The following is a 21,670-nucleotide window of genomic DNA, read 5'->3' as shown; positions in this document are numbered from 1 at the left end:
GACGGTGCGCCATGTGGAGCTACATCCTTAAACGCATTCTCCTGATGATCCCTACGCTCATCGGCGTGCTGACGCTCACGTTCGTCGTGATCCAGTTCGTGCCGGGCGGTCCCGTCGAGCAGGCCGTGCACGATCTGCGGCGCGGTCAGTCGGAGGGCGGTGGCGGCGGTTTCGGCCTGCGCACGCATACGGGCGTCGATGCGCAGCAGGTCGAGCAGCTCAAGAAGCTCTATGGCTTCGACAAGCCGCCGCTGCAACGCTACTTTCTGATGCTCGGCAAGTTCGCGCGCTTCGATCTCGGCGAGAGCTACTTCAGGCATCAGAGCGTGTGGTCGCTGATCGTGTCGAAGCTGCCGGTGTCGATCAGCATCGGCTTGTGGACCTTTTTCATCACGTATCTGATATCGGTGCCGCTCGGCATCGCGAAGGCCGTCAGGAATGGCTCGAAGTTCGATGTCGCGACGAGTCTCGTCGTGCTCGTCGGTTTCGCTATTCCGGGCTTCGTGCTGGGCGTGCTGCTGCTCGTGCTCTTCGGCGGCGGATCGTTCTGGCAACTGTTCCCGCTGCGCAATCTCACGTCCGACAACTGGGCGGCGCTTTCTCTCGGCGGCAAGATTCTCGACTATCTGTGGCACATCACGTTGCCGGTGACGGCGTCGGTGGTGGGCAGCTTCGCCATCATCACGATGCTCACGAAGAACGCGTTTCTCGACGAGATTCGCAAGCAGTATGTGCTGACCGCGCGCGCGAAAGGCCTGGGCGAGCGTCGCGTGCTGTGGAAACACGTGTTTCGCAATGCGCTCCTGCCGCTGATCGTCGGCTTTCCGGCGGCGTTCATCGGCGCGTTCTTCACGGGCAGCCTGCTGATCGAGACGCTGTTCTCGCTCGACGGGCTGGGCCTGCTTTCGTACGAATCCGTCGTGCGGCGCGACTATCCGGTCGTGCTCGGCACGCTCTATCTCTTCACGCTGATCGGCCTCGCGACGAAGCTCGTCTCGGACCTTTGTTACGTCTGGGTCGATCCGCGCATTCAATTCGAACAACTGGAGCGCTGATTTGAATCGAGCCGCTTCATCGGAATCGTCACGGCGCGAGCCCAACGGCAGCGACGCGCAACCGTTGCGCGGCGAGGCATCGGTGCCGCCGGGGCGGCGCGTCTGGCTGCGCTTCAAGCGCAACCGCCTCGGGTACTGGAGCCTCGTCGTGTTCATCGCGGCGTTCGTCATCAGCCTCGCGGGCCCGCTCTGGTCGAACGACAAGCCGCTCGTCGTCCGGTACCAGGGGCACATGTACTTTCCGCTCGTGAAGACCTATGCGGAGACGACTTTCGGCGGCGATTTCCCGACGCCCGCCGATTATCTCGATCCCTTCGTGCGCGACCGTTTCAGCGCGCCCGGCAACTTCGCGATCTATCCGCCGAATCACTACTACTACGACACGCTCAACTATTTCTCCAAAGGCTCGAACCCGGCGCCGCCTTCGCGCGAAAACTGGCTCGGCACCGACGACCGCGGCCGCGACGTGTTTGCGCGGCTCGTGTACGGCTTTCGCGTGTCGGTGCTGTTTGCCCTCGTGCTGACGGTGATCGGCACGATCCTCGGTGTCGTCGCGGGCGCGGTTCAGGGTTACTTCGGAGGACGGATCGATATCACCGGGCAGCGGCTGATCGAGATATGGAGCGCGCTGCCGGAGCTCTATCTGCTCATCATCTTCGCGTCGATCTTCGAGCCGAGCCTGATCCTGCTGATCATCCTGCTGTCGCTGTTCGGATGGATCGGCTTGTCGGATTACGTGCGCGCGGAGTTTCTGCGCAATCGCACGCAGGACTATGTGCGCGCGGCGCGCGCGATGGGCCTGTCGAACTGGCAGATCATCTGGCGGCACGTGCTGCCCAATAGCCTCACGCCTGTCATCACGTTCCTGCCGTTTCGCATGAGCGGCGCGATTCTCGCGCTGACGAGCCTCGATTTTCTCGGTCTGGGCGTGCCGTCGCCGACGCCCTCGCTCGGCGAGCTGCTCGCGCAGGGCAAGGCCAATCTCGACGCCTGGTGGATTTCGCTTTCGACCTTCGGCGTGCTCGTCGCCACGCTGCTCTTGCTGACCTTCATGGGCGATGCCTTGCGCAACGCGCTCGACACGCGCATCGCCGATGCAGTGAAAGCGGGAGGCGGGCAGTGAGCGAGCCACTTCTTTCGATTCGCGACCTGCGCGTGCGCTTCGGTGACACGCTCGCCGTCGACGGCGCGAATCTCGATATCCGCGCGGGCGAGCGTGTGGCGCTCGTCGGCGAATCGGGCTCGGGCAAGAGCGTGACGGCGCTGTCGATCCTGCGCCTGCTGCCCGACGCCGAGGTGGCCGGCTCGATCCGCTTCGCCGGCGAGGAATTGCTGTCGAAGAGCGAGCTCGCGATGCGCGGTTTGCGCGGCTCCGATATCGCGATGATCTTCCAGGAGCCGATGACGGCGCTCAATCCGCTCTACACGGTGGGCGACCAGATCGGCGAGACGATCCAGCTACACGACGGCACGAGTCCGCGCGAGGCCCGGCAACGCGCGATTGCGCTGCTCGCGCGCACCGGCATCACCGAGCCGGAAAGGCGTGTGGACAGCTATCCGCATCAGCTTTCGGGCGGGCAGCGCCAGCGCGTGATGATCGCGATGGCGCTCGCATGCCGGCCGCGCCTTCTTCTTGCCGACGAACCGACCACGGCGCTCGACGTGACGATCCGCGCGCAGATCGTCGAATTGCTGCTGGAGCTTCAGCGCGACGAAGCCGAGAAACGCGGCATGGCCGTGCTGCTCATCACGCACGACCTGAACCTCGTGCGGCGCTTCGCGCAGCGCGTCGCGGTGATGGAGAAGGGCGTGCTCGTCGAAAGCGCCACCGTGGAGGAAATTTTCACGTCGCCGCAGCATCCGTACACGAAGCGGCTGATGCAGAGCAAACCGAAGCGCAACGTGCTGCCGGTGCTGCCGATCGCGCCGGTGCTGCTCGACGCGAAGGATGTGTCCGTCGATTATCCGACGCGCCTGACCGGTTTCGCGGGCTGGTTCCGGCGCGGCCGCTTCAGGGCCGTCGATGACGTCACGCTGACGGTGCGGCAGGGCGAGACGCTCGGCATCGTCGGCGAATCGGGTTCGGGCAAGTCCACGCTCGCGATGGCGCTGCTCGGGCTGCAGCGGACCTCGACCGGCACGGTGCAGTTTCAGGGGCGCGCAATCGGCGATTTTCGCGGACGCGAAAAAGCCGTGCTGCGCTCGAATCTCCAGGTGGTCTTTCAGGACCCGTTCAGTTCGCTGTCGCCGCGGCAGACGGTGGAGAGAATCGTCGGGGAAGGGCTCGCGCTGCATCGTCCGGAACTCGATGCCGCCGCGCGACGCGCGAAGGTGATCGCGGTGCTGCGCGAAGTCGGCATGGAGCGTGCGGCGCTCGATCGCTATCCGCACGAATTTTCCGGCGGGCAGCGGCAGCGCATCGCGATCGCGCGCGCGCTGGTGCTCGAACCGAGCATCCTGATCCTCGACGAACCGACGAGCGCACTCGATGTTTCCATTCAGGCTCAAGTACTTGCGCTCTTAGCCGACATTCAGAAGAAGCACAACCTCGGTTACGTTTTCATCAGCCATGACCTGCAGGTGATCGGCGCGATGGCGCATCGCGTCGCGGTCATGCGGAATGGATTTGTCGTCGAGTCGGGCGAAGTAGAGAAGATTTTTGCGAACCCTTCTGACGAATACACAAGAAAGCTACTGAGAGCAGCCCTGAATTCCTAAAAATCTTTCTTTTTCACCAATTGGGTGCCCGTCTTAATTGTATTTTTCTATTTCTTTTGACAGTTAAATACTTTGTGGCTAGTATCCCTCCAAACTTTCTCGTATCTCCCTGATTTCGCAGCTTTTAATTGTAAAACCTACCGACCGATGCAACCACTAACGTTGACTCAAACATGCGCGCGCGCCGCCGCGGGTATGTTAATCGGCCTTCTGATGACAACAACTTCCGGCGCATTCGCCGATGAAGTCAGCAGTAGTAGCCAAAATGCCAACAACGGCATTTTTTCGTCCAGTAAATCCAGTGACGCAAGCGCAGACGCCGCCCGCACTCCGGGCGGTGCAAAGTCATTTCTGTCCGGCGTGGCGAGCAAAGCGGGCGACGTCGTCGTCGGCGCGCTCAACATGATCGGCGTGCGCTATCGCTGGGGCGGCAACACGCCGGATTCCGGCCTCGACTGCAGCGGCTTCGTGCGCTACGTCTTCCAGGACACGCTGGGCATGACCTTGCCGCGCCGCGCGGAGGAAATGAGCCGTGTCGGAGAAAAGGTGACCGTTTCCGATCTCAAGCCGGGCGATCTCGTGTTTTTCAACACGATGCGCCGCTCGTTCTCGCACGTCGGTATTTATATCGGCGACAACAAGTTCGTGCATTCGCCGTCCACCGGCAGCACGATCCGTGTCGACGACATGGAAGACGGCTATTGGGAGAAGCGCTTTCAGGGCGCGCGCCGGATCGAGAATGCGCCGGTCGGCGATGGCTCGGAACTGCGCCAGCGTGTGAGCGCGTCGATCGGCGGTTACTGATCGTCATCAAGCATATGAAAAAGCCTGCCTCCTTCAGGGACGCAGGCTTTTTTTGTTTTCCGCCAGGTTCAGCGCAATGGCGCGGCAAGTGTGAAGCGGTCAGGGCATACCGAGGACCCGTCACCGGGAACGTCAAACGGCGCCATCGGAAAGCCTCATTGCACGCGCCTCTAAAAGCCGTTATAGTTTTTGAATGAACTTTTTCCCGTTCCCCTCCTCGCTATTCCCGGCTGGTGCGTCGCTACACGCACTATCGCTGCTAGCGCGCCTACCGCGCTGATTCGTCTCGCCTCCCGTCTGCTCGTCTTTCAGGTTTTCGACGCCAGCGGTGGCGCGAACACCCGAATTCCCTTTTGCCTTATCGTTTTTCACCCAACAATCGATAAATCTCCCCACAGGAGCCCAGCATGGCAGCAGACAAGTTGATCATTTTCGACACGACCTTGCGCGATGGCGAGCAGTCCCCCGGCGCGTCGATGACGAAGGAAGAGAAGATCCGCATCGCGAAGCAACTGGAGCGCATGAAGGTGGATGTGATCGAGGCGGGTTTCGCGGCCAGTTCGAACGGCGATTTCGACGCGATCAACACCATCGCATCGCTCGTGAAGGACAGCACCGTCTGCTCGCTCGCACGCGCGAACGACAAGGACATCCAGCGCGCCGCCGATGCGTTGAAGCCCGCGAATCAATTCCGCATTCACACGTTCATCGCCACGTCTGCGCTGCACATGGAAAAGAAGCTGCGCATGACGCCGGAGCAGGTCTACGATCAGGCGCGCCTCGCAGTGCGCTTCGCGCGCAAGTTCACCGATGACGTCGAGTTCTCGCCGGAAGACGGCAGCCGATCGGACATCGACTTCCTCTGCCGCGTGCTCGAAGGGGTCATCGACGAAGGCGCACGCACGATCAACATCACGGATACGGTCGGCTACGGCATTCCGGAGCACTACGGCAACCTCGTCAAGACGTTGCGCGAGCGCGTGCCCAATTCCGATAAGGCTATCTGGTCGGTTCACTGCCACGACGACCTTGGTCTCGCGGTCGCGAATTCGCTCGCGGGCGTGCAGATCGGCGGCGCGCGTCAGGTCGAATGCACGATCAACGGTCTCGGCGAGCGTGCAGGCAATACGTCGCTCGAAGAAATCGTGATGGCCGTGAAGACGCGCAAGGACTATTTCGGGCTCGATGTCGGCATCGACACGACGCAGATCGTTCCCACCTCCAAGCTCGTCTCGCAGATCACCGGTTTCGTCGTGCAGCCGAACAAGGCGGTCGTCGGCGCAAATGCGTTCGCGCACGCGTCGGGCATCCACCAGGACGGCGTGCTGAAGGCGCGCGACACTTACGAAATCATGCGCGCGGAAGACGTGGGCTGGAGCGCGAACAAGATCGTGCTCGGCAAGCTGTCGGGCCGTAACGCGTTCAAGCAGCGTCTGGAAGAGCTCGGCGTGACGCTCGAATCCGAAGCCGACGTGAACGCCGCATTCGCGCGCTTCAAGGAACTCGCCGATCGCAAGGCCGAAATCTTCGACGAAGACATCATGCAGATCGTCTCCGAGGAATCGGCGGAGGCGCAGGCGAAGGAACACTTCCGCTTCGTCTCGATGAAGCAGCATTCGGAAACCGGCGAGCAGCCGCAGGCGAAGGTCGTCTTCGCGGTGGAAGGCAGCGAAGTCACGGGCGAGGCGGGCGGCAACGGTCCCGTCGATGCGACGCTGCACGCGATCGAATCGAAGGTCGGCAGCGGCGCGGAACTCGTGCTGTACTCGGTGAACGCGATCACCACCGGCACGCAGGCGCAAGGCGAAGTGACGGTGCGTCTGTCGAAGAGCGGGCGCATCGTGAACGGCGTCGGCACCGATCCGGATATCGTCGCGGCGTCGGCGAAGGCCTATATCGCCGCGTTGAACAAGCTGCATTCGAAGGTCGAGAAGCTCAATCCGCAGCTTTGATTCTCGGGGCGCAGTCTGGTCTGAAATGGAAAAAGCCCTCGCGAGAGGGCTTTTCGCTTGGCGCGGCGCGGATGCGCTCAGAACAAATTGCGTCGGTCGGGATCGTGGAGCGGATCGGGCGTCTTCTGCGTCATGCGCAAAATGCCCTGATCGTCAAAATAGAAGTTGTACATCAGATACCAGATGTTCGCTTCCATATACCGATAGGTCCAGACTTCGCGCTTCATCAGCGGAAAATAGGATGTCTCCACGGGCCGGCCGAAGTTCACGAGCACATCCTTTCTCGTCCACGTGCCGATCTGCGCCTTGTAGAACTCGTTCTCGTCGAGCACCTGTCTGACGTTGACGATCTTGCCGGATGCGTCGATGTCGGCGGCGGTGGTGAATTCGCCGAGCGGTTGCGTCGGCCACATCAGGCGCTTGCCGCCGTCGGGCAGATCGTAGACTTCGCGCGGCGGACCGAGGCGGGCGACGATCGTCGATGCATCGGCGCCCGTCTGATAGTTCTGCCACGGCTGCGCGCAGGCCGACAGAAGGAGCGCGACGCTCGCGCATGCAAGCGACGCGCGCATGCGGTTGAGTTTGTGCAGCATTGAAGCCTCCACGTGCTTGCTCCTCGCGGCGGCGAGCAGCGTTTATTCGATGTTTCCCGTGATTTTGACACGCGCGCGCGGCAAACGATTCTCCGGTACGCCGCGGTATTCGGGCGGATGTGTCGGCAATGCCGGACTTGCGCGGCCCGCCCGGTGCGGCCTATGATCCGCGCTTTCGGCGGATCGGCGGAACGGCATGGAGAAAGAAATCAGCGCGACGCGTTGGCGTCGCATTGTGGCATCGGCGTGCTTCGCGTTGTCTTTGACGGCGCATGCGGCCGATTTGCCGCCCATCAAGCTTGGGCTGATCGAAGGCATGTCCGGCCCGTTCGCGAACGCCGGCGCGATGGTCGAGCGCAACTTGCGCTTCGGCGTCGAGCGCGTGAACGCGCAGGGCGGCGTAAAGCTCGCCGACGGCATGCATCCGCTGCAACTCGTCGTGCTCGACGGCAAGGGCAGCAGCGAGGCGAGTCTCGTGCAACTGCGCGCGGCGATCGACGACGGGATCGGCTTCGTCATGCAGGGCAACAGTTCGGCGGTGGCGGCGGCGCTCGTCGCGGCGATCGACAAGCAGAATGCGCGCGAACCGGACCGCCGCGTGCTCTTCCTCAATTATTCCGCCGACGATCCCGCGCTCACCAACGACGCGTGCAGCTTCTGGCATTTCCGCTTCGACGCGCACGCTGGCATGCGCATGGACGCGCTCGCCGACGCGTTGAAGGACGATCGCGCTGTCAAGAAGGTGTATCTGCTGAATCAGGATTACAGCTTTGGTCACGACGTGAGCCGTGAGGCGCAGCGCGCGCTCAAGGAGCAGCGGCCGGATATCGTGATCGCTGGCGACGAGTTTCATCCGATCGGCCGCGTGAAGGACTTCGCGCCTTACATTGCCAAGATCCGTTCGAGCGGGGCGGACGCCGTGATCACCGGCAACTGGGGCAACGATCTGACGCTGCTGGTGAAAGCGGCGCGCGAGCAGGGGCTCGACGCAAAGTTCTACACGTTCTACGGAAACAGTCTGGGCGCGCCGGCCGCGCTCGGCGACGCTGGCGTGAAGCGCGTGATCGCCGTGGCCGACTGGCATCCGAACGTGGGCGGCGCGGCCTCGGACGCTTACTACCGCGCGTTCCGCGCCCGCTATCCGAACGCCGCGGACGACTACCTCGTGGCACGCATGCCGCTGATGGTCGAAATGCTTGCGTCCGCGATGACCCGTGCGGGCAGCGCCAATCCGTTCACGGTGGCGCGCGCGCTGGAAGGCATGAAGTTCGACGGCGAAGGCTTCCACGCGATGACCGTGCGCGCGGACGATCACCAGGTGATCCAGCCCCTTTACGTCATGGAAATGGACAGGGCGGGAGCGAAGGGCGTCGCGCTCGATAACGAAGGTTCCGGCTACGGCTTTCGCACGCTGCTCGCCGTTCCCGCGGGAAAAACCGTCCCGCCGACGACTTGCAGAATGTCGCGTCCGGCACGGTAGGGTCGTCGGTGCCTGTCGGAACCGTGCCTCGGGCGGCGGGACGTATGCTATACTCTGCGCTTCGTCTCCGGTTTCGACCGAGCCGATATCCGAAATTGGCAAACCCACGGCACGGCCTTTCTTCCGTGACCGCCTGTCTGTATCAAAGGAAAAGCAAATGTCCGTAGCAGAAATCAAGAAGTCCGACATCGTCGCAGAATATGCGCGCGGCGCCAACGACACCGGCTCCCCCGAAGTGCAAGTTGCACTTCTCACGAGCCGCATCAACGAACTCACCCTCCACTTCAAGTCGCACTCGAAGGATCATCACAGCCGCCGCGGTCTGCTGCGCATGGTGAGCCGCCGTCGCAAGCTGCTCGACTACCTGAAGGGCAAGGATGCGGATCGTTACCGCTCGTTGATCGAGAAGCTGGGTCTGCGCAAGTAATTGGCGTCAAACGGCCGCCGTTAGAACGAAGTGCCTGTGTCAGTCCGCTGATACAGGCACTTTGTTTTTATACGTTCCGGCCGTGAAGCGGTGCCTGATCGCATTTTTCATCGATCGACCCGTCGTAGTAGGTAATTCGGCAGTTCATGGCTTTACCCGGATGCATCATCCGGTTCGACACCCGGTCCGGCCTCGCGGCAGAGCTTTGTGTCATTCCAGCGCGGCGCCTGCGCGCACATCCGGCCAGGCGCCGCGCTGGAATGGCATAACACACCTCCCAAGCGTGGCTCGCGACCGCTCCAGCCAGCGCCCGACAGCCGGCGCGGCGCAACTAGAAGGAGTGACAATGTTCAATAAAATCGTCAAAGAATTTAAGTGGGGACAACACAATGTCCGCCTGGAAACGGGTGAAATCGCCCGTCAGGCAAGCGGCGCGGTGATCGTCGATGTCGAAGACACCGTCGTGCTCGCGACCGTCGTCGGCGCGAAGACCGCCAAGCCGGGCCAGGACTTTTTCCCGCTGACTGTCGATTACCTCGAAAAGACCTACGCCGCAGGCAAGATCCCCGGTGGCTTCTTCCGCCGCGAAGGCCGCCCGTCGGAAGGCGAGACGCTGATCTCGCGCCTGATCGACCGTCCGCTGCGTCCTCTCTTCCCGGAAGGCTTCTATAACGAAGTGCAGGTCGTCATCCACGTCCTGTCGCTGAACCCGGACGTCCCGGCGGATATTCCCGCGCTGATCGGCGCATCGGCGGCGCTCGCCGTGTCGGGCTTGCCGTTCAACGGTCCGGTCGGTGCCGCGCGCGTCGCGTACATCAACAATGAGTACGTGCTTAACCCCACGCGCCCGCAAATGAAGGAATCGGCGCTCGATCTCGTCGTCGCCGGCACGGAGCGCGCGGTGCTGATGGTGGAATCGGAAGCGCAGCAACTCTCCGAAGAAGTGATGCTCGGCGCGGTCGTGTTCGGCCACGAGCAGATGCAGACGGCCATCGACGCAATTCATGAACTCGTTCGCGAGGGCGGCAAGCCCGAGTGGGACTGGCAGCCGGCGCCGAAGAACGAAGCGCTCATTTCGCGCGTCACGGAAATCGCCAAGCCGGAACTCGAAGCGGCTTACCAGTTGCGCAACAAGCAGGCGCGTTCCGCCAAGCTGAAGGAAGTGTACGCGGCGACTTCGGCGAAGCTCGCCGAGGAAGCCGTGGCGGCCGATGCTGCAACCATCGGCAACGTGTTGTTCGATATCGAAGCGAAGATCGTCCGCTCGCAGATCCTGAACGGCGAGCCGCGCATCGACGGCCGTGACACGCGCACGGTGCGTCCGATCGAAATCCGCACGGGCGTATTGCCGCGCACGCACGGTTCGGCGCTCTTCACGCGCGGCGAAACGCAGGCGCTCGTCGTCGCGACGCTCGGCACCAAGGGCGATGAGCAGAACATCGACGCGCTCGAAGGCGAATACCGTGAGCGCTTCATGCTCCACTACAACATGCCCCCGTTCGCAACGGGCGAGACCGGCCGCGTCGGTTCGCCGAAGCGCCGTGAAATCGGTCACGGCCGACTGGCCAAGCGCGCGCTGGTCGCGTGCCTGCCGAGCGCCGATGAATTCGGCTACTCGATCCGCGTCGTGTCGGAAATCACGGAATCGAACGGTTCGTCGTCGATGGCTTCGGTCTGCGGCGGCTGCCTCGCGCTGATGGACGCCGGCGTGCCGATGAAGGCGCACGTCGCGGGCATCGCGATGGGCCTGATCCTCGAAGGCAACAAATTCGCGGTTCTGACCGACATCCTCGGCGACGAAGATCACCTCGGCGACATGGACTTCAAGGTGGCCGGCACGGCGCAAGGCGTGACCGCGCTGCAGATGGACATCAAGATCCAGGGCATCACGAAGGAAATCATGCAGGTCGCGCTCGCGCAGGCGAAGGAAGGCCGCATGCACATCCTCGGCAAGATGACGGCCGCGGTACCGCACACGAACACGGAACTGTCCGACTACGCGCCGCGCATGATCACCATCAAGATCAATCCGGAGAAGATCCGGGACGTGATCGGCAAGGGCGGCTCGGTGATCCGCGCGCTGACGGAAGAGACGGGCACGACCATCGACATTTCGGACGACGGCGTCGTGACGATCGCGAGCACGAGCGCGGAAGGCATGGCCGACGCGAAGAAGCGCATCGAGAACATCACGGCCGAAGTGGAAGTCGGCCAGGTCTACGAAGGCCCGGTGCTCAAGCTGCTCGACTTCGGCGCCATCGTGAACATCCTGCCGGGCAAGGACGGTTTGCTGCACATCTCGGAGATCGTCAACGAGCGCGTGAAGGACATCAACGACTATCTGAAGGAAGGCCAGATCGTGAAGGTCAAGGTCATCCAGACGGACGAAAAGGGTCGTGTGCGTCTGTCGGCGAAGGCGCTTCTGAACGAAGCGGCGCAACAGGTAGAGCCCACGCACCCGCAGCAGTAATGCGGTAATGTGTAGACGGCCGGCCGCTGATGCGAGCCGGCCGTTTTCATGTATGACGCGTCGGATGCTATGCATTGTCCGACGCGTCATCGGACTCGATGGCAGTGTGGAGCGTAATTGCGTCAGGCGCGCGCAGTGCCATCCGGTCCGAATGCACACTGACTCCGGTCGTCACAGGGAGAGGATATGAAGGCCATCGAAATCACCGAGTTTGGCGCACCCGACGTCCTGAAACTGGGCGAACGTCCGACGCCTGCGCCAGGCAAGTGCGAAGTCTTGATCAAGGTGGCCGCTTCCGGCGTGAACCGGCCGGACGTGTTTCAGCGGAAGGGCGCCTACGCGCCGCCGCCCGGCGCTTCGGATCTGCCGGGGCTCGAGGTGGCCGGTGAAATCGTCGATGGCGATTTCGATCCCAAGCACAACCCGTTTGGTCTGAAAAAAGGCGATCGCGTGTGCGCGTTGCTCGCGGGCGGCGGATATGCCGAGTATGCGGTCGCCCCGCTCGAGCAATGTCTGCCGGTGCCGAAGGGCCTGTCGGAGATCGAAGCGGCATCGTTGCCGGAGACGTTCTTCACGGTCTGGAGCAACGTGTTCGAGCGCGCTCAGTTGGGCGCGGGTGAGAACGGCGCGGAAGAAACGCTGCTCGTGCAGGGCGGATCGAGCGGCATCGGTGTGACGGCAATCCAGATCGCGAAGGCGCTCGGCTTTCGCGTGTTCGCCACGGCCGGCACCGACGAAAAATGCCGCGCGTGCGAAGCGCTCGGTGCGGAGCGCGCGATCAACTATAAGACGGAAGATTTCGTCGAAGTGGTGAAGTCGCTGACGAATGACCGCGGCGTCGACGTGATTCTGGACATGGTCGCCGGCGACTATCTGCCGCGCGAACTCAAGGCGCTCGCGGACGGCGGGCGCATCTGCGTGATCGCGCTGCTGGGCGGCGCCAAGGCGGAGATCAACCTGAACGACGTGCTGCGCCGGCGCCTCGTCATCACCGGCTCAACCTTGCGTCCGCGTCCCGTCGCGTTCAAGGCGAAGCTCGCGGCGAAACTGAAAGAGCGCGTCTGGCCGGAAATCGAGGCGGGACGCATCAAGCCGGTGATCCACCAGGTTTTCCCGGCGCACGATGCCGCCGCCGCGCATACGTTGATGGAAAGCAGCACGCACGTCGGCAAGATCGTGCTCGACTGGCGTGAGGACGCGTGACGTTTTCATCCGGCTTGCAGCGTTTCACGTTGCGGCGCGCTTTTGCGGTTTGACCGGTTTCGTCGTAACACAGTAAAATCGCCTGTTTTGCAAGCAGTTTGCGGTTCGTGGCGGTTCATTTTTATAACAGGGCGGCTCTTGCAAGCCGCCGCCGAATGACGAGACATATGTCCAGAGAACGAGCGAAACTGGTGGTGGGCAACTGGAAGATGCACGGTCGCATCGGTGACAACGCGACCTTGCTGACCGAAGTCGCCGCAGGGGCATCGGCTTTGCAAAAGGGCGTGCGCGTCGGAGTGTGCGTGCCGTGTCCTTATCTCGCACAATCGCAGGCGCTTCTGAGCGGCTCGGTCGTGCAATGGGGCATTCAGGACGTGTCGGCGCATGCGGGCGGCGCGTTTACCGGCGAAGTCGCGGCGGAAATGGCGGCGGACTTCGGCGTCACGTATGCAATCGTCGGGCATTCGGAGCGACGTGCGTATCATCGCGAAAGTCCGGAACTCGTCGCGTCGAAAGCTCAGCGCGCGATCGAAGCAGGACTCACGCCGATCGTCTGTGTCGGCGAGACGCTCGAAGAGCGGCAAGCGGGTACGACCGAGCAGATCATCGGTACGCAGCTCGAAGCCGTGCTGCAGATTCTGACCGAAGAACAGGCGGCGGGCATCGTGGTCGCGTACGAACCGGTCTGGGCAATCGGCACGGGCAAGACCGCGCGCCCCGGCCAGGCGCAGGACGTTCACGCATTCCTGCGTCGCAAGCTGCTGGAGAAGGGTGCGTCGGTAGCAAACGTGCCGCTTTTGTATGGCGGCAGCGTAAAGCCTGAAAACGCGGAAGAGCTGTTCGGGCAAAAGGACATCGACGGCGGGCTGATCGGCGGCGCGTCGTTGAAGTCGAAGGATTTTCTGGCGATCTGCCGGGCGGCGCAAACCGTGACGCATTGAGCGTCGAACGGCAGGCGGGCAGGGCAGGCGAACGGGCATAGTGCGACACGAAGGTGTCGCGGAAACATCAGGGATCGGGTGAGTTGAAATGCTGTATTTGAAGACATTGATTATCGTAGTCCAGTTGCTGTCGGCGCTGGGCGTTATTGGCCTCGTGCTGCTTCAGCATGGCAAGGGCGCGGACATGGGCGCGGCGTTCGGCAGTGGCGCATCGGGCAGTCTGTTCGGTGCGACGGGCTCGGCCAACTTTTTGTCGCGCACCACGGCTGTTCTCGCCGCGGTCTTCTTCATCACGACGCTGACGCTGACATATCTCGGCAGCTATAAGCCGCAAACGTCGGCCGGCGTGCTCGGTGGCGCCGCATCCGTGCCGGCATCGGCTCCAGCGGCGGCGGCATCGGCGGCTTCCGCGCCGGCTTCTGCACCTGTCGCGTCGTCCGCGCCGGGCGCTGACGTGCCCAAATAACGACAGAACGAATTTTTCGCAGAATTTGCATTTTGTGCGTTGAACAATTCGTAGGGCCCAGTTATAATTCAAGTCTTGAAGCGATTCGCGGCAATTTAGAAGTAGTTTTCCCGGATTGCAGTACAGTGCCGACGTGGTGAAATTGGTAGACACGCTATCTTGAGGGGGTAGTGGCGAAAGCTGTGCGAGTTCGAGTCTCGCCGTCGGCACCAAAGTTATCCAATGCCAGCCGCTTGCATCGCTTCGGCTGGCATTGTCACTTCTGGAGTACCCTTACGGTTTCGCGGCAGCATCGACAGCGTCAAAGCGGTTGTCACAGTGTGCTGATATCGTGAGCGGTCCCAAGTGAATTCTCCCGCCGGGTGGTCCGTCCCGGCTGAAGGCCCCAATCAATAACAGACCACATCTACCGATCAGAGGATAGCCTTGAACCTCGCACCCTATTACCCCGTCTTCTTGTTTCTTCTAGTGGGCCTTGGTTTAGGTATTGCGTTGGTCAGCATCGGCAAGATCCTCGGTCCGAACAAGCCCGACACGGAGAAGAACGCGCCTTACGAGTGCGGCTTCGAAGCCTTCGAAGACGCGCGTATGAAGTTCGATGTGCGTTACTATCTCGTCGCGATTCTTTTCATCATTTTCGACCTTGAGACGGCGTTCCTGTTCCCGTGGGGTGTGTCCCTGCGCGATATCGGCTGGCCCGGCTTCATCGCGATGATGATTTTTCTGCTCGAATTTTTGCTCGGTTTCGCCTACATCTGGAGAAAGGGCGGACTCGACTGGGAATGACAGTTAGATCACCGGATTCATGGGCGGCTTTGGCTGGCTGCTCATCTGGAGTGGAAAACAAATGAGTATCGAAGGGGTCTTGAAGGAAGGCTTTGTCACCACTACGGCTGACAAGCTCATCAACTGGACGCGCACTGGCTCCCTGTGGCCGATGACGTTCGGTCTCGCGTGCTGTGCGGTCGAGATGATGCACGCGGGTGCTGCCCGTTACGACCTGGACCGTTTCGGCGTGGTGTTTCGTCCAAGTCCGCGCCAGTCCGACGTGATGATCGTCGCCGGAACGCTGTGCAACAAGATGGCGCCCGCGCTTCGTAAGGTGTACGACCAGATGGCCGAGCCGCGCTGGGTCATCTCGATGGGTTCGTGCGCGAACGGCGGTGGCTATTACCACTATTCATATTCCGTCGTGCGCGGTTGCGACCGGATCGTGCCGGTCGACGTGTACGTTCCTGGTTGTCCTCCGACCGCCGAAGCGCTGGTCTACGGCGTGATCCAGTTGCAGGCGAAGATTCGCCGCACCAACACCATCGCCCGTCAGTAAGGGCCTGAGTCTCCCCAAACTATGGCAAGCAAACTCGAGACCCTCAAAGCGAACCTCGAGACGGCGTTTGGCGGCCGTCTCCAGAGCATCACGGAGTCGCTGGGTCAGGTGACGGTCGTCGTCAAGGCGGTCGACTATCTGGACGTCTGCAAGCAGCTGCGCGATGACCCGTCGCTGCGCTTCGAGCAGCTCATGGATCTCGCCGGCGTCGACTATTCGACCTATGGTGACGGTGCCTACGACGGTCCGCGTTTCGCGGCCGTCAGCCATCTTCTCTCGATCACGAACAACTGGCGCGTGCGTGTGCGCGTGTTCGCTCCGGACGACGAAGTGCCCATCGTGCCTTCGGTAGTCGATATCTGGACGTCGGCGAACTGGTACGAGCGTGAAGCGTTCGACCTCTACGGCATCGTGTTCGAAGGCCATCCCGACCTGCGCCGCATTCTCACGGACTACGGCTTCATCGGCCATCCGTTCCGCAAGGACTTCCCGGTCTCAGGCTATGTGGAAATGCGCTACGACCCGGAAGAGAAGCGCGTGGTCTATCAGCCCGTGACGATCGAACCGCGCGAAATCACGCCGCGCGTGATCCGCGAAGATCGCTATGGCGGTCTGAAACATTAAGAGAACGCCATGGCAGAGATCAAGAATTACACGCTGAACTTTGGCCCGCAGCACCCGGCAGCGCACGGTGTGCTGCGTCTTGTGCTGGAACTCGACGGCGAAGTGATCCAGCGCGCCGACCCGCACATCGGCCTGCTGCATCGCGCAACCGAGAAGCTGGCCGAGACGAAGACCTTCCTCCAATCCGTGCCCTACATGGACCGCCTCGACTACGTGTCGATGATGGTCAACGAGCACGGCTATGTGCTCGCCATCGAAAAGCTGCTCGGCATCGACGTGCCGGTGCGCGCGAAGTACATTCGCGTGCTGTTCGACGAAATTACGCGCGTGCTGAACCACCTGATGTGGATCGGCTCGCACGCGCTCGACGTCGGCGCGATGGCTGTTTTCCTCTACGCGTTCCGCGAGCGCGAAGATCTGATGGACGTGTACGAGGCGGTGTCGGGCGCGCGCATGCACGCGGCGTACTATCGTCCGGGTGGCGTTTATCGCGATCTGCCGGACGCAATGCCGCAATACAAGGCATCCAAGATCCGCAACGCGAAGGCGCTCGACAAGATGAACGAGAACCGTCAAGGTTCGTTGCTCGACTTCATCGAGGACTTCTTCAATCGTTTCCCGCGTTGTGTCGACGAGTACGAAACGCTGCTCACCGACAACCGCATCTGGAAGCAGCGTCTCGTGGGTATCGGCGTGGTCAGCCCGGAGCGCGCGTTGCAGATGGGTCTTTCCGGCGCAATGCTGCGTGGCTCGGGCATCGAGTGGGACTTGCGCAAGAAGCAGCCGTACGAAGTGTACGACCAGCTCGACTTCGATATCCCGGTCGGCGTGAACGGCGATTGCTACGACCGTTATCTCGTGCGCGTGGAAGAAATGCGCCAGTCGACCCGCATCGCCAAACAGTGCATTGCGTGGCTGCGCAAGAATCCCGGCCCTGTGATGGTCGATAATCACAAGGTTGCACCGCCTTCGCGCGTCGGCATGAAGAGCAACATGGAAGAGCTGATTCACCATTTCAAGCTCTTCACGGAAGGCTTCCACGTGCCGGAAGGCGAAACGTACGCGGCGGTCGAGCATCCGAAGGGCGAGTTTGGCATCTACCTGATTTCGGATGGCGCGAACAAGCCGTATCGCCTGAAGATTCGCGCGCCGGGCTATGCGCACCTCGCATCGCTCGACGAAATGGCGCGCGGCCACATGATCGCCGACGCTGTGACGATCATCGGTACGCAAGACATCGTGTTCGGCGAGATCGATCGCTGATTTCATCGCCGCCTGCACGGCGCGCTCGTCGAGCCGCCGTTCCGGATTCGCGAAAGCAATAACAGGAACCCGCAGGAACGCCAGGTCTGCCGCAACACGAAGGGCGCGGCAGGTTTTCGTTCGGTAGGAATTGAAAGAGTCGTGTCTGAAAATGATCTCAGCTGAAGGCCTGAAAGAAATCGATCGCGCGGTCGCGAAGTATCCCGCCGAGCAAAAGCAATCGGCGGTGATGGCGGCGCTCGCTGTCGCTCAGGAAGAGCATGGTTGGCTCTCGCCCGAAGTCATGCAGTTCGTGGCCGATTACCTGAGCATGCCGCCGGTCGCGGTGCAGGAAGTCGCCACGTTCTACACGATGTACGAGCTGAAGCCGGTCGGTAAGCACAAGATCACGCTCTGCACGAACCTGCCTTGCCAGCTCGGGCCGGACGGCGGTTCGGACAGCGCTGCCGAGTATCTCAAGCAGAAACTTGGAATCGATTTCGGCGAGACGACCCCGGACGGCAAGTTCACGCTGAAGGAAGGCGAGTGCTTCGGCGCATGCGGTGACGCACCTGTGATGCTCGTGAACAACCATCGCATGTGCAGCTTCATGAGCCGCGAGAAGATCGACCAGTTGATCGAGGAACTTTCGAAATGACGTCACTCCACGATCGTCACATCAAGCCGCTGATCCTCGCGGGCCTTACCGGCGAGAACTGGCATCTCGAGGACTACGTTGCACGCGGCGGCTACAAGCAGCTGCGCCGTATTCTCGAGGAGAAGATTCCGCCCGAGCAGGTGATCGCCGACGTCAAAGCATCGGGTCTGCGCGGCCGCGGCGGCGCGGGCTTCCCGACTGGCCTGAAGTGGAGCTTCATGCCGCGTCAGTTCCCGGGACAAAAGTATCTCGTCTGCAACTCGGACGAAGGCGAGCCGGGCACGTTCAAGGATCGCGACATCCTGCGCTGGAATCCGCACGCGCTGATCGAAGGCATGGCCATCGGCGCGTACGCGATGGGCATCACCGTCGGCTACAACTACATCCACGGCGAGATTTTCGAAGTCTATCGGGTGTTCGAAGCGGCGCTCGAAGAAGCGCGCGCGGCAGGCTATCTCGGCGCGAACATTCTCGGGTCAGGCTTTTCGTTCGAGTTGTATGCGCATCATGGTTACGGCGCGTATATCTGCGGCGAAGAAACCGCGCTGCTCGAATCGCTGGAAGGCAAGAAGGGTCAGCCGCGCTTCAAGCCGCCGTTCCCGGCGAGCTTCGGCGTGTACGGCAAGCCGACCACCATCAACAACACCGAGACTTTCGCGGCCGTGCCGTTTCTGCTTGAAATCGGCCCGCAGAATTATCTCGAGCTCGGCAAGCCGAACAACGGCGGCACGAAAATCTTCTCCGTGTCCGGCGACGTCAATCGTCCGGGCAACTACGAGATTCCGCTCGGCACGCCGTTCTCAAAGCTGATGGAACTGGCGGGCGGCGTGCGCGGCAAGTCCATCAAGGCCGTGATTCCGGGCGGCTCGTCCGCACCGGTCGTGCCGGGCGACATGATGCTCGCGACCGACATGGACTACGATTCGATCGCCAAGGCCGGCTCGATGCTGGGTTCGGGCGCGGTGATCGTGATGAACGAAACCCGCTGCATGGTGCGCTCGCTGCTGCGCCTGTCGTACTTCTACTATGAAGAGTCGTGCGGCCAGTGCACGCCTTGCCGCGAGGGTACCGGCTGGTTGTATCGCGTGGTGCACCGTATCGAGCATGGTCTCGGCCGCAAGGAAGATCTGGATCTGCTCAACTCGGTGGCCGAGAACATCATGGGTCGCACGATCTGCGCGCTGGGCGATGCAGCGGCGATGCCCGTGCGCGGCATGCTCAAGCACTTCTGGGACGAATTCGAATATCACGTCGAGCACAAGCATTGTCTCGTCGGCGGGCACGCGCATCACGCGCCGTCCGAAGCGCTTACCGCGTAATCAGGCGCGCAGTCAGATGCGCGAGACAAGGGTTGAGGATCTCTATCCATCATGGTTGAACTAGAAATTGACGGCAAGACGGTCGAGGTGCCTGAAGGCAGCATGGTGATCCAGGCTGCGCATAAGGTCGATACTTACATTCCTCACTTCTGCTATCACAAGAAGCTGTCGATTGCGGCGAATTGCCGGATGTGCCTCGTCGAAGTCGAAAAGATGCCGAAGGCCGTCCCCGCCTGCGCGACGCCGGTTTCGGCCGGCATGGTCGTACGCACCACCTCCGACAAGGCCGTGAAGGCGCAACAGTCGGTGATGGAATTCCTGCTCATCAATCACCCGCTGGATTGCCCCATCTGCGATCAGGGCGGCGAGTGCCAGTTGCAAGATCTGGCCGTCGGTTACGGCAAGTCGCAGTCGCGCTACAGCGAAGAAAAGCGCGTGGTGTTCCACAAGAACGTCGGTCCGCTCATCTCGATGGAAGAGATGTCGCGCTGCATCCATTGCACGCGCTGCGTGCGCTTCGGCCAGGAAATCGCTGGCGTGATGGAACTCGGGATGCTGGGCCGCGGCGAGCATTCGGAGATCACGTCGTTCGTCGGGAAGACGGTGGACTCGGAACTCTCGGGCAACATGATCGATCTGTGCCCGGTCGGCGCGTTGACGAGCAAGCCGTTCCGCTACAGCGCGCGGACGTGGGAACTGTCGCGCCGCAAGTCGGTGAGCCCGCACGATTCCGTCGGCGCGAACCTCGTCGTGCAGGTGAAGAACAATCGTGTGATGCGCGTTCTGCCGATGGAAAACGAAGCCATCAACGAATGCTGGATTTCCGACAAGGACCGCTTCTCGTACGAAGGGCTGAACAGCGACGAACGTCTCACCACGCCGATGCTCAAGCAGGGCGGCAACTGGATCGAGACCGACTGGCAGACCGCGCTCGAATACGTGGCGAAGGGTCTGAAGGGCATCAAGGCGGATCATGGCGCGAACGCCATCGCCGCACTGGCCACGCCGCATAGCACGGTCGAAGAACTGCATCTGCTGAAGCAACTGGCTGAGGGCGTCGGCACGCCGAACATCGACTTTCGTCTGCGTCAGCACGATTTCTCGGCACCGGTCGGCATCGGAGCGCCGTGGCTCGGCACGATGATCGCGGATCTCTCGATCATCGACACCGCGTTCGTGATCGGCTCGTTCCTGCGCCGCGATCATCCGCTGTTCGCCGCGCGTCTGCGTCAGGCAGCGAAAAACGGCGCGAAGATCACGTTCCTCAACGCCAGCAACGACGATTCGCTGATCCCGACCGCACACCGTCTGGTCGCCGCACCGTCCGCGTGGCTCGACCAGCTCGCGAGCATCGCGGCGGCGGTTGCCGAAACGCGTGGCGTTACGGTTCCGGAGGCGTTCTCGGGCCGCGAAGTGTCGGCGGCGGCGAAGGATGTCGCGGCATCGCTGTCCGCGGGTGAGAAGCGCGTGGTGCTGCTCGGCAATCTCGCGGTTCAGCATCCGGACTTTGCACAGATTCAGGCGGCGGCCCAATGGATCGCCGACAATACCGGCGCTACGCTCGGCTTCCTCACGGAAGGCGCGAACTCGGTCGGCGCGCATCTCGTCGATGCATTGCCGGGCGAAGGCGGTCTCAACGCACGCGAAGTGTTCGAGCAGCCGCGCAAGGGCTATGTGCTCCTGAACGCGGAACCCGAATTCGACACGGCCAATCCGGCCCAGGCCATCGCCGCGCTGAAGGCTGCGGAAATGGTTGTGGTGATGTCGCCGTTCCGGCACGGCATGGATTACGCGGACGTGCTGCTGCCGATCGCCCCGTTCACGGAAACGTCGGGCACGTTCGTCAACGCGGAAGGTACGGCGCAGTCGTTCAATGGCGTCGTGCGCGCGCTGGGCGACACGCGTCCGGGCTGGAAGGTGCTGCGCGTGCTGGGCACGATCCTCGGCTTGCCGGGTTTCGAGTTCGACACGGCTGAAGAAGTGCGTATCGCGGCGCTCGGCACGGGCGAACTGACCGCGCGTCTGTCGAACAAGACCACGGTAGGCGCCAGGCGCGCCGCATCGAATGTCGCGCTGAACGGAAGCGGCCTGCAGCGTCTCGCCGATGTGCCGATCTATCACGCCGATGCGCTCGTGCGCCGCGCGCCGTCGCTGCATCTGACGGCCGCCGCACGCGACGCGAATGTCGCCGGTTTGCCGACCGCACTCTTCGACAAGCTCGGCCTGAAGGACGGCGAAGCAGTGCGTATCAAGCAAGGCAATCTGTCGGTGACGTTGCCCGCGGTCCGCGACGCGAATCTCGCAGAGTCGGTGGTCCGCGTGTCGGCGGGCACGATGGCTGGCGCCGCGCTCGGCGGCCTGTTCGGTGAACTGGTAGTGGAGAAGGCGTAA

The 21,670-nt window shown here is 62.1% G+C and carries 19 protein-coding genes and 1 tRNA gene; 19 read left to right on the top strand and 1 reads right to left on the bottom strand.

The window, feature by feature from the left end; translation table 11 throughout:
* Positions 1-11: 11 nt before the first annotated feature.
* From NCT32_RS08675 to NCT32_RS08655, 5 genes are all read left to right on the top strand, one after another.
* Entirely contained in the window at positions 12-1,055 is a 1,044-nt protein-coding gene (locus NCT32_RS08675; protein WP_250476793.1) for a microcin C ABC transporter permease YejB, read from the top strand.
* A 1-nt stretch (position 1,056) separates the two neighbouring features.
* The gene (locus tag NCT32_RS08670) at positions 1,057-2,178 is read left to right on the top strand and encodes an ABC transporter permease (RefSeq protein ID WP_061119629.1); all 1,122 of its coding nucleotides are present in this window, start codon (positions 1,057-1,059) and stop codon (positions 2,176-2,178) included.
* Positions 2,175-3,773 carry an ABC transporter ATP-binding protein gene (locus NCT32_RS08665; RefSeq protein WP_250490096.1) on the top strand — a complete coding sequence of 533 codons (1,599 nt, stop codon included), beginning with the start codon at positions 2,175-2,177 and terminating at the stop codon, positions 3,771-3,773. Before NCT32_RS08670 ends, NCT32_RS08665 begins: the two co-directional genes overlap by 4 nt.
* 147 nt (positions 3,774-3,920) lie before the next feature.
* Positions 3,921-4,577: a C40 family peptidase gene (locus tag NCT32_RS08660; RefSeq protein WP_061119627.1), complete on the top strand. Its 657-nt coding sequence runs from the start codon at positions 3,921-3,923 to the stop codon at positions 4,575-4,577.
* 407 nt (positions 4,578-4,984) lie between these two features.
* Positions 4,985-6,529, top strand: a complete 1,545-nt coding sequence (locus NCT32_RS08655) for a 2-isopropylmalate synthase (RefSeq protein WP_061119626.1) — start codon at positions 4,985-4,987, stop codon at positions 6,527-6,529.
* A 77-nt stretch (positions 6,530-6,606) separates the two neighbouring features.
* Here the strand turns inward: NCT32_RS08655 and NCT32_RS08650 are convergent, their stop codons facing one another.
* Positions 6,607-7,122, bottom strand: a complete 516-nt coding sequence (locus NCT32_RS08650) for a hypothetical protein (protein ID WP_061119727.1) — start codon at positions 7,120-7,122, stop codon at positions 6,607-6,609.
* A 196-nt stretch (positions 7,123-7,318) separates the two neighbouring features.
* Between NCT32_RS08650 and NCT32_RS08645 the strand changes: the two genes are divergently transcribed.
* The 14 genes from NCT32_RS08645 (at position 7,319) to nuoG (ending at position 21,670) form a co-directional block, all read left to right on the top strand.
* Entirely contained in the window at positions 7,319-8,602 is a 1,284-nt protein-coding gene (locus tag NCT32_RS08645) for a branched-chain amino acid ABC transporter substrate-binding protein (RefSeq protein ID WP_061119625.1), read from the top strand.
* A 157-nt stretch (positions 8,603-8,759) separates the two neighbouring features.
* Positions 8,760-9,029: a 30S ribosomal protein S15 gene (gene rpsO, locus NCT32_RS08640; protein ID WP_061119624.1), complete on the top strand. Its 270-nt coding sequence runs from the start codon at positions 8,760-8,762 to the stop codon at positions 9,027-9,029.
* 340 nt (positions 9,030-9,369) lie between these two features.
* Positions 9,370-11,499, top strand: a complete 2,130-nt coding sequence (gene pnp, locus NCT32_RS08635) for a polyribonucleotide nucleotidyltransferase (RefSeq protein ID WP_250490095.1) — start codon at positions 9,370-9,372, stop codon at positions 11,497-11,499.
* A gap of 186 nt (positions 11,500-11,685) precedes the next feature.
* Positions 11,686-12,702, top strand: coding sequence for an NAD(P)H-quinone oxidoreductase (locus tag NCT32_RS08630; RefSeq protein WP_061119622.1), 1,017 nt, complete (start codon positions 11,686-11,688; stop codon positions 12,700-12,702).
* Between the two features lie 167 nt (positions 12,703-12,869).
* On the top strand, positions 12,870-13,643 hold the full coding sequence (gene tpiA / locus NCT32_RS08625; RefSeq protein WP_061119726.1) for a triose-phosphate isomerase: 774 nt from the start codon (positions 12,870-12,872) through the stop codon (positions 13,641-13,643).
* Between the two features lie 88 nt (positions 13,644-13,731).
* Positions 13,732-14,109, top strand: coding sequence for a preprotein translocase subunit SecG (gene secG / locus NCT32_RS08620; protein WP_061119621.1), 378 nt, complete (start codon positions 13,732-13,734; stop codon positions 14,107-14,109).
* A gap of 127 nt (positions 14,110-14,236) precedes the next feature.
* Positions 14,237-14,321: transfer RNA gene (locus NCT32_RS08615), tRNA-Leu, on the top strand.
* 214 nt (positions 14,322-14,535) lie between these two features.
* The gene (locus NCT32_RS08610) at positions 14,536-14,895 is read left to right on the top strand and encodes an NADH-quinone oxidoreductase subunit A (RefSeq protein ID WP_008341784.1); all 360 of its coding nucleotides are present in this window, start codon (positions 14,536-14,538) and stop codon (positions 14,893-14,895) included.
* A 61-nt stretch (positions 14,896-14,956) separates the two neighbouring features.
* Entirely contained in the window at positions 14,957-15,436 is a 480-nt protein-coding gene (locus NCT32_RS08605; protein ID WP_006052903.1) for an NADH-quinone oxidoreductase subunit B family protein, read from the top strand.
* 21 nt (positions 15,437-15,457) lie between these two features.
* Complete coding sequence (locus tag NCT32_RS08600) at positions 15,458-16,060, top strand: NADH-quinone oxidoreductase subunit C (protein ID WP_061119620.1); 603 nt, start codon at positions 15,458-15,460, stop codon at positions 16,058-16,060.
* A gap of 9 nt (positions 16,061-16,069) precedes the next feature.
* Positions 16,070-17,323 carry an NADH-quinone oxidoreductase subunit D gene (locus tag NCT32_RS08595; RefSeq protein ID WP_061119619.1) on the top strand — a complete coding sequence of 418 codons (1,254 nt, stop codon included), beginning with the start codon at positions 16,070-16,072 and terminating at the stop codon, positions 17,321-17,323.
* 151 nt (positions 17,324-17,474) lie between these two features.
* A complete protein-coding gene (gene nuoE, locus NCT32_RS08590; protein WP_061119618.1) occupies positions 17,475-17,960 on the top strand; it encodes an NADH-quinone oxidoreductase subunit NuoE in 486 nt (161 codons plus the stop codon).
* Positions 17,957-19,279 carry an NADH-quinone oxidoreductase subunit NuoF gene (gene nuoF / locus NCT32_RS08585; RefSeq protein WP_061119617.1) on the top strand — a complete coding sequence of 441 codons (1,323 nt, stop codon included), beginning with the start codon at positions 17,957-17,959 and terminating at the stop codon, positions 19,277-19,279. Before nuoE ends, nuoF begins: the two co-directional genes overlap by 4 nt.
* Positions 19,280-19,330: 51 nt before the next feature.
* Positions 19,331-21,670, top strand: coding sequence for an NADH-quinone oxidoreductase subunit NuoG (gene nuoG, locus NCT32_RS08580; RefSeq protein WP_061119616.1), 2,340 nt, complete (start codon positions 19,331-19,333; stop codon positions 21,668-21,670).

Origin of the sequence: Caballeronia sp. INML2, from assembly GCF_023631365.1 — a bacterium.
GTDB lineage: Bacteria > Pseudomonadota > Gammaproteobacteria > Burkholderiales > Burkholderiaceae > Caballeronia > Caballeronia turbans.
The sequence above is the reverse complement of the archived record's forward strand: the minus strand, read 5'-3'. Positions and strand labels throughout refer to the sequence as shown.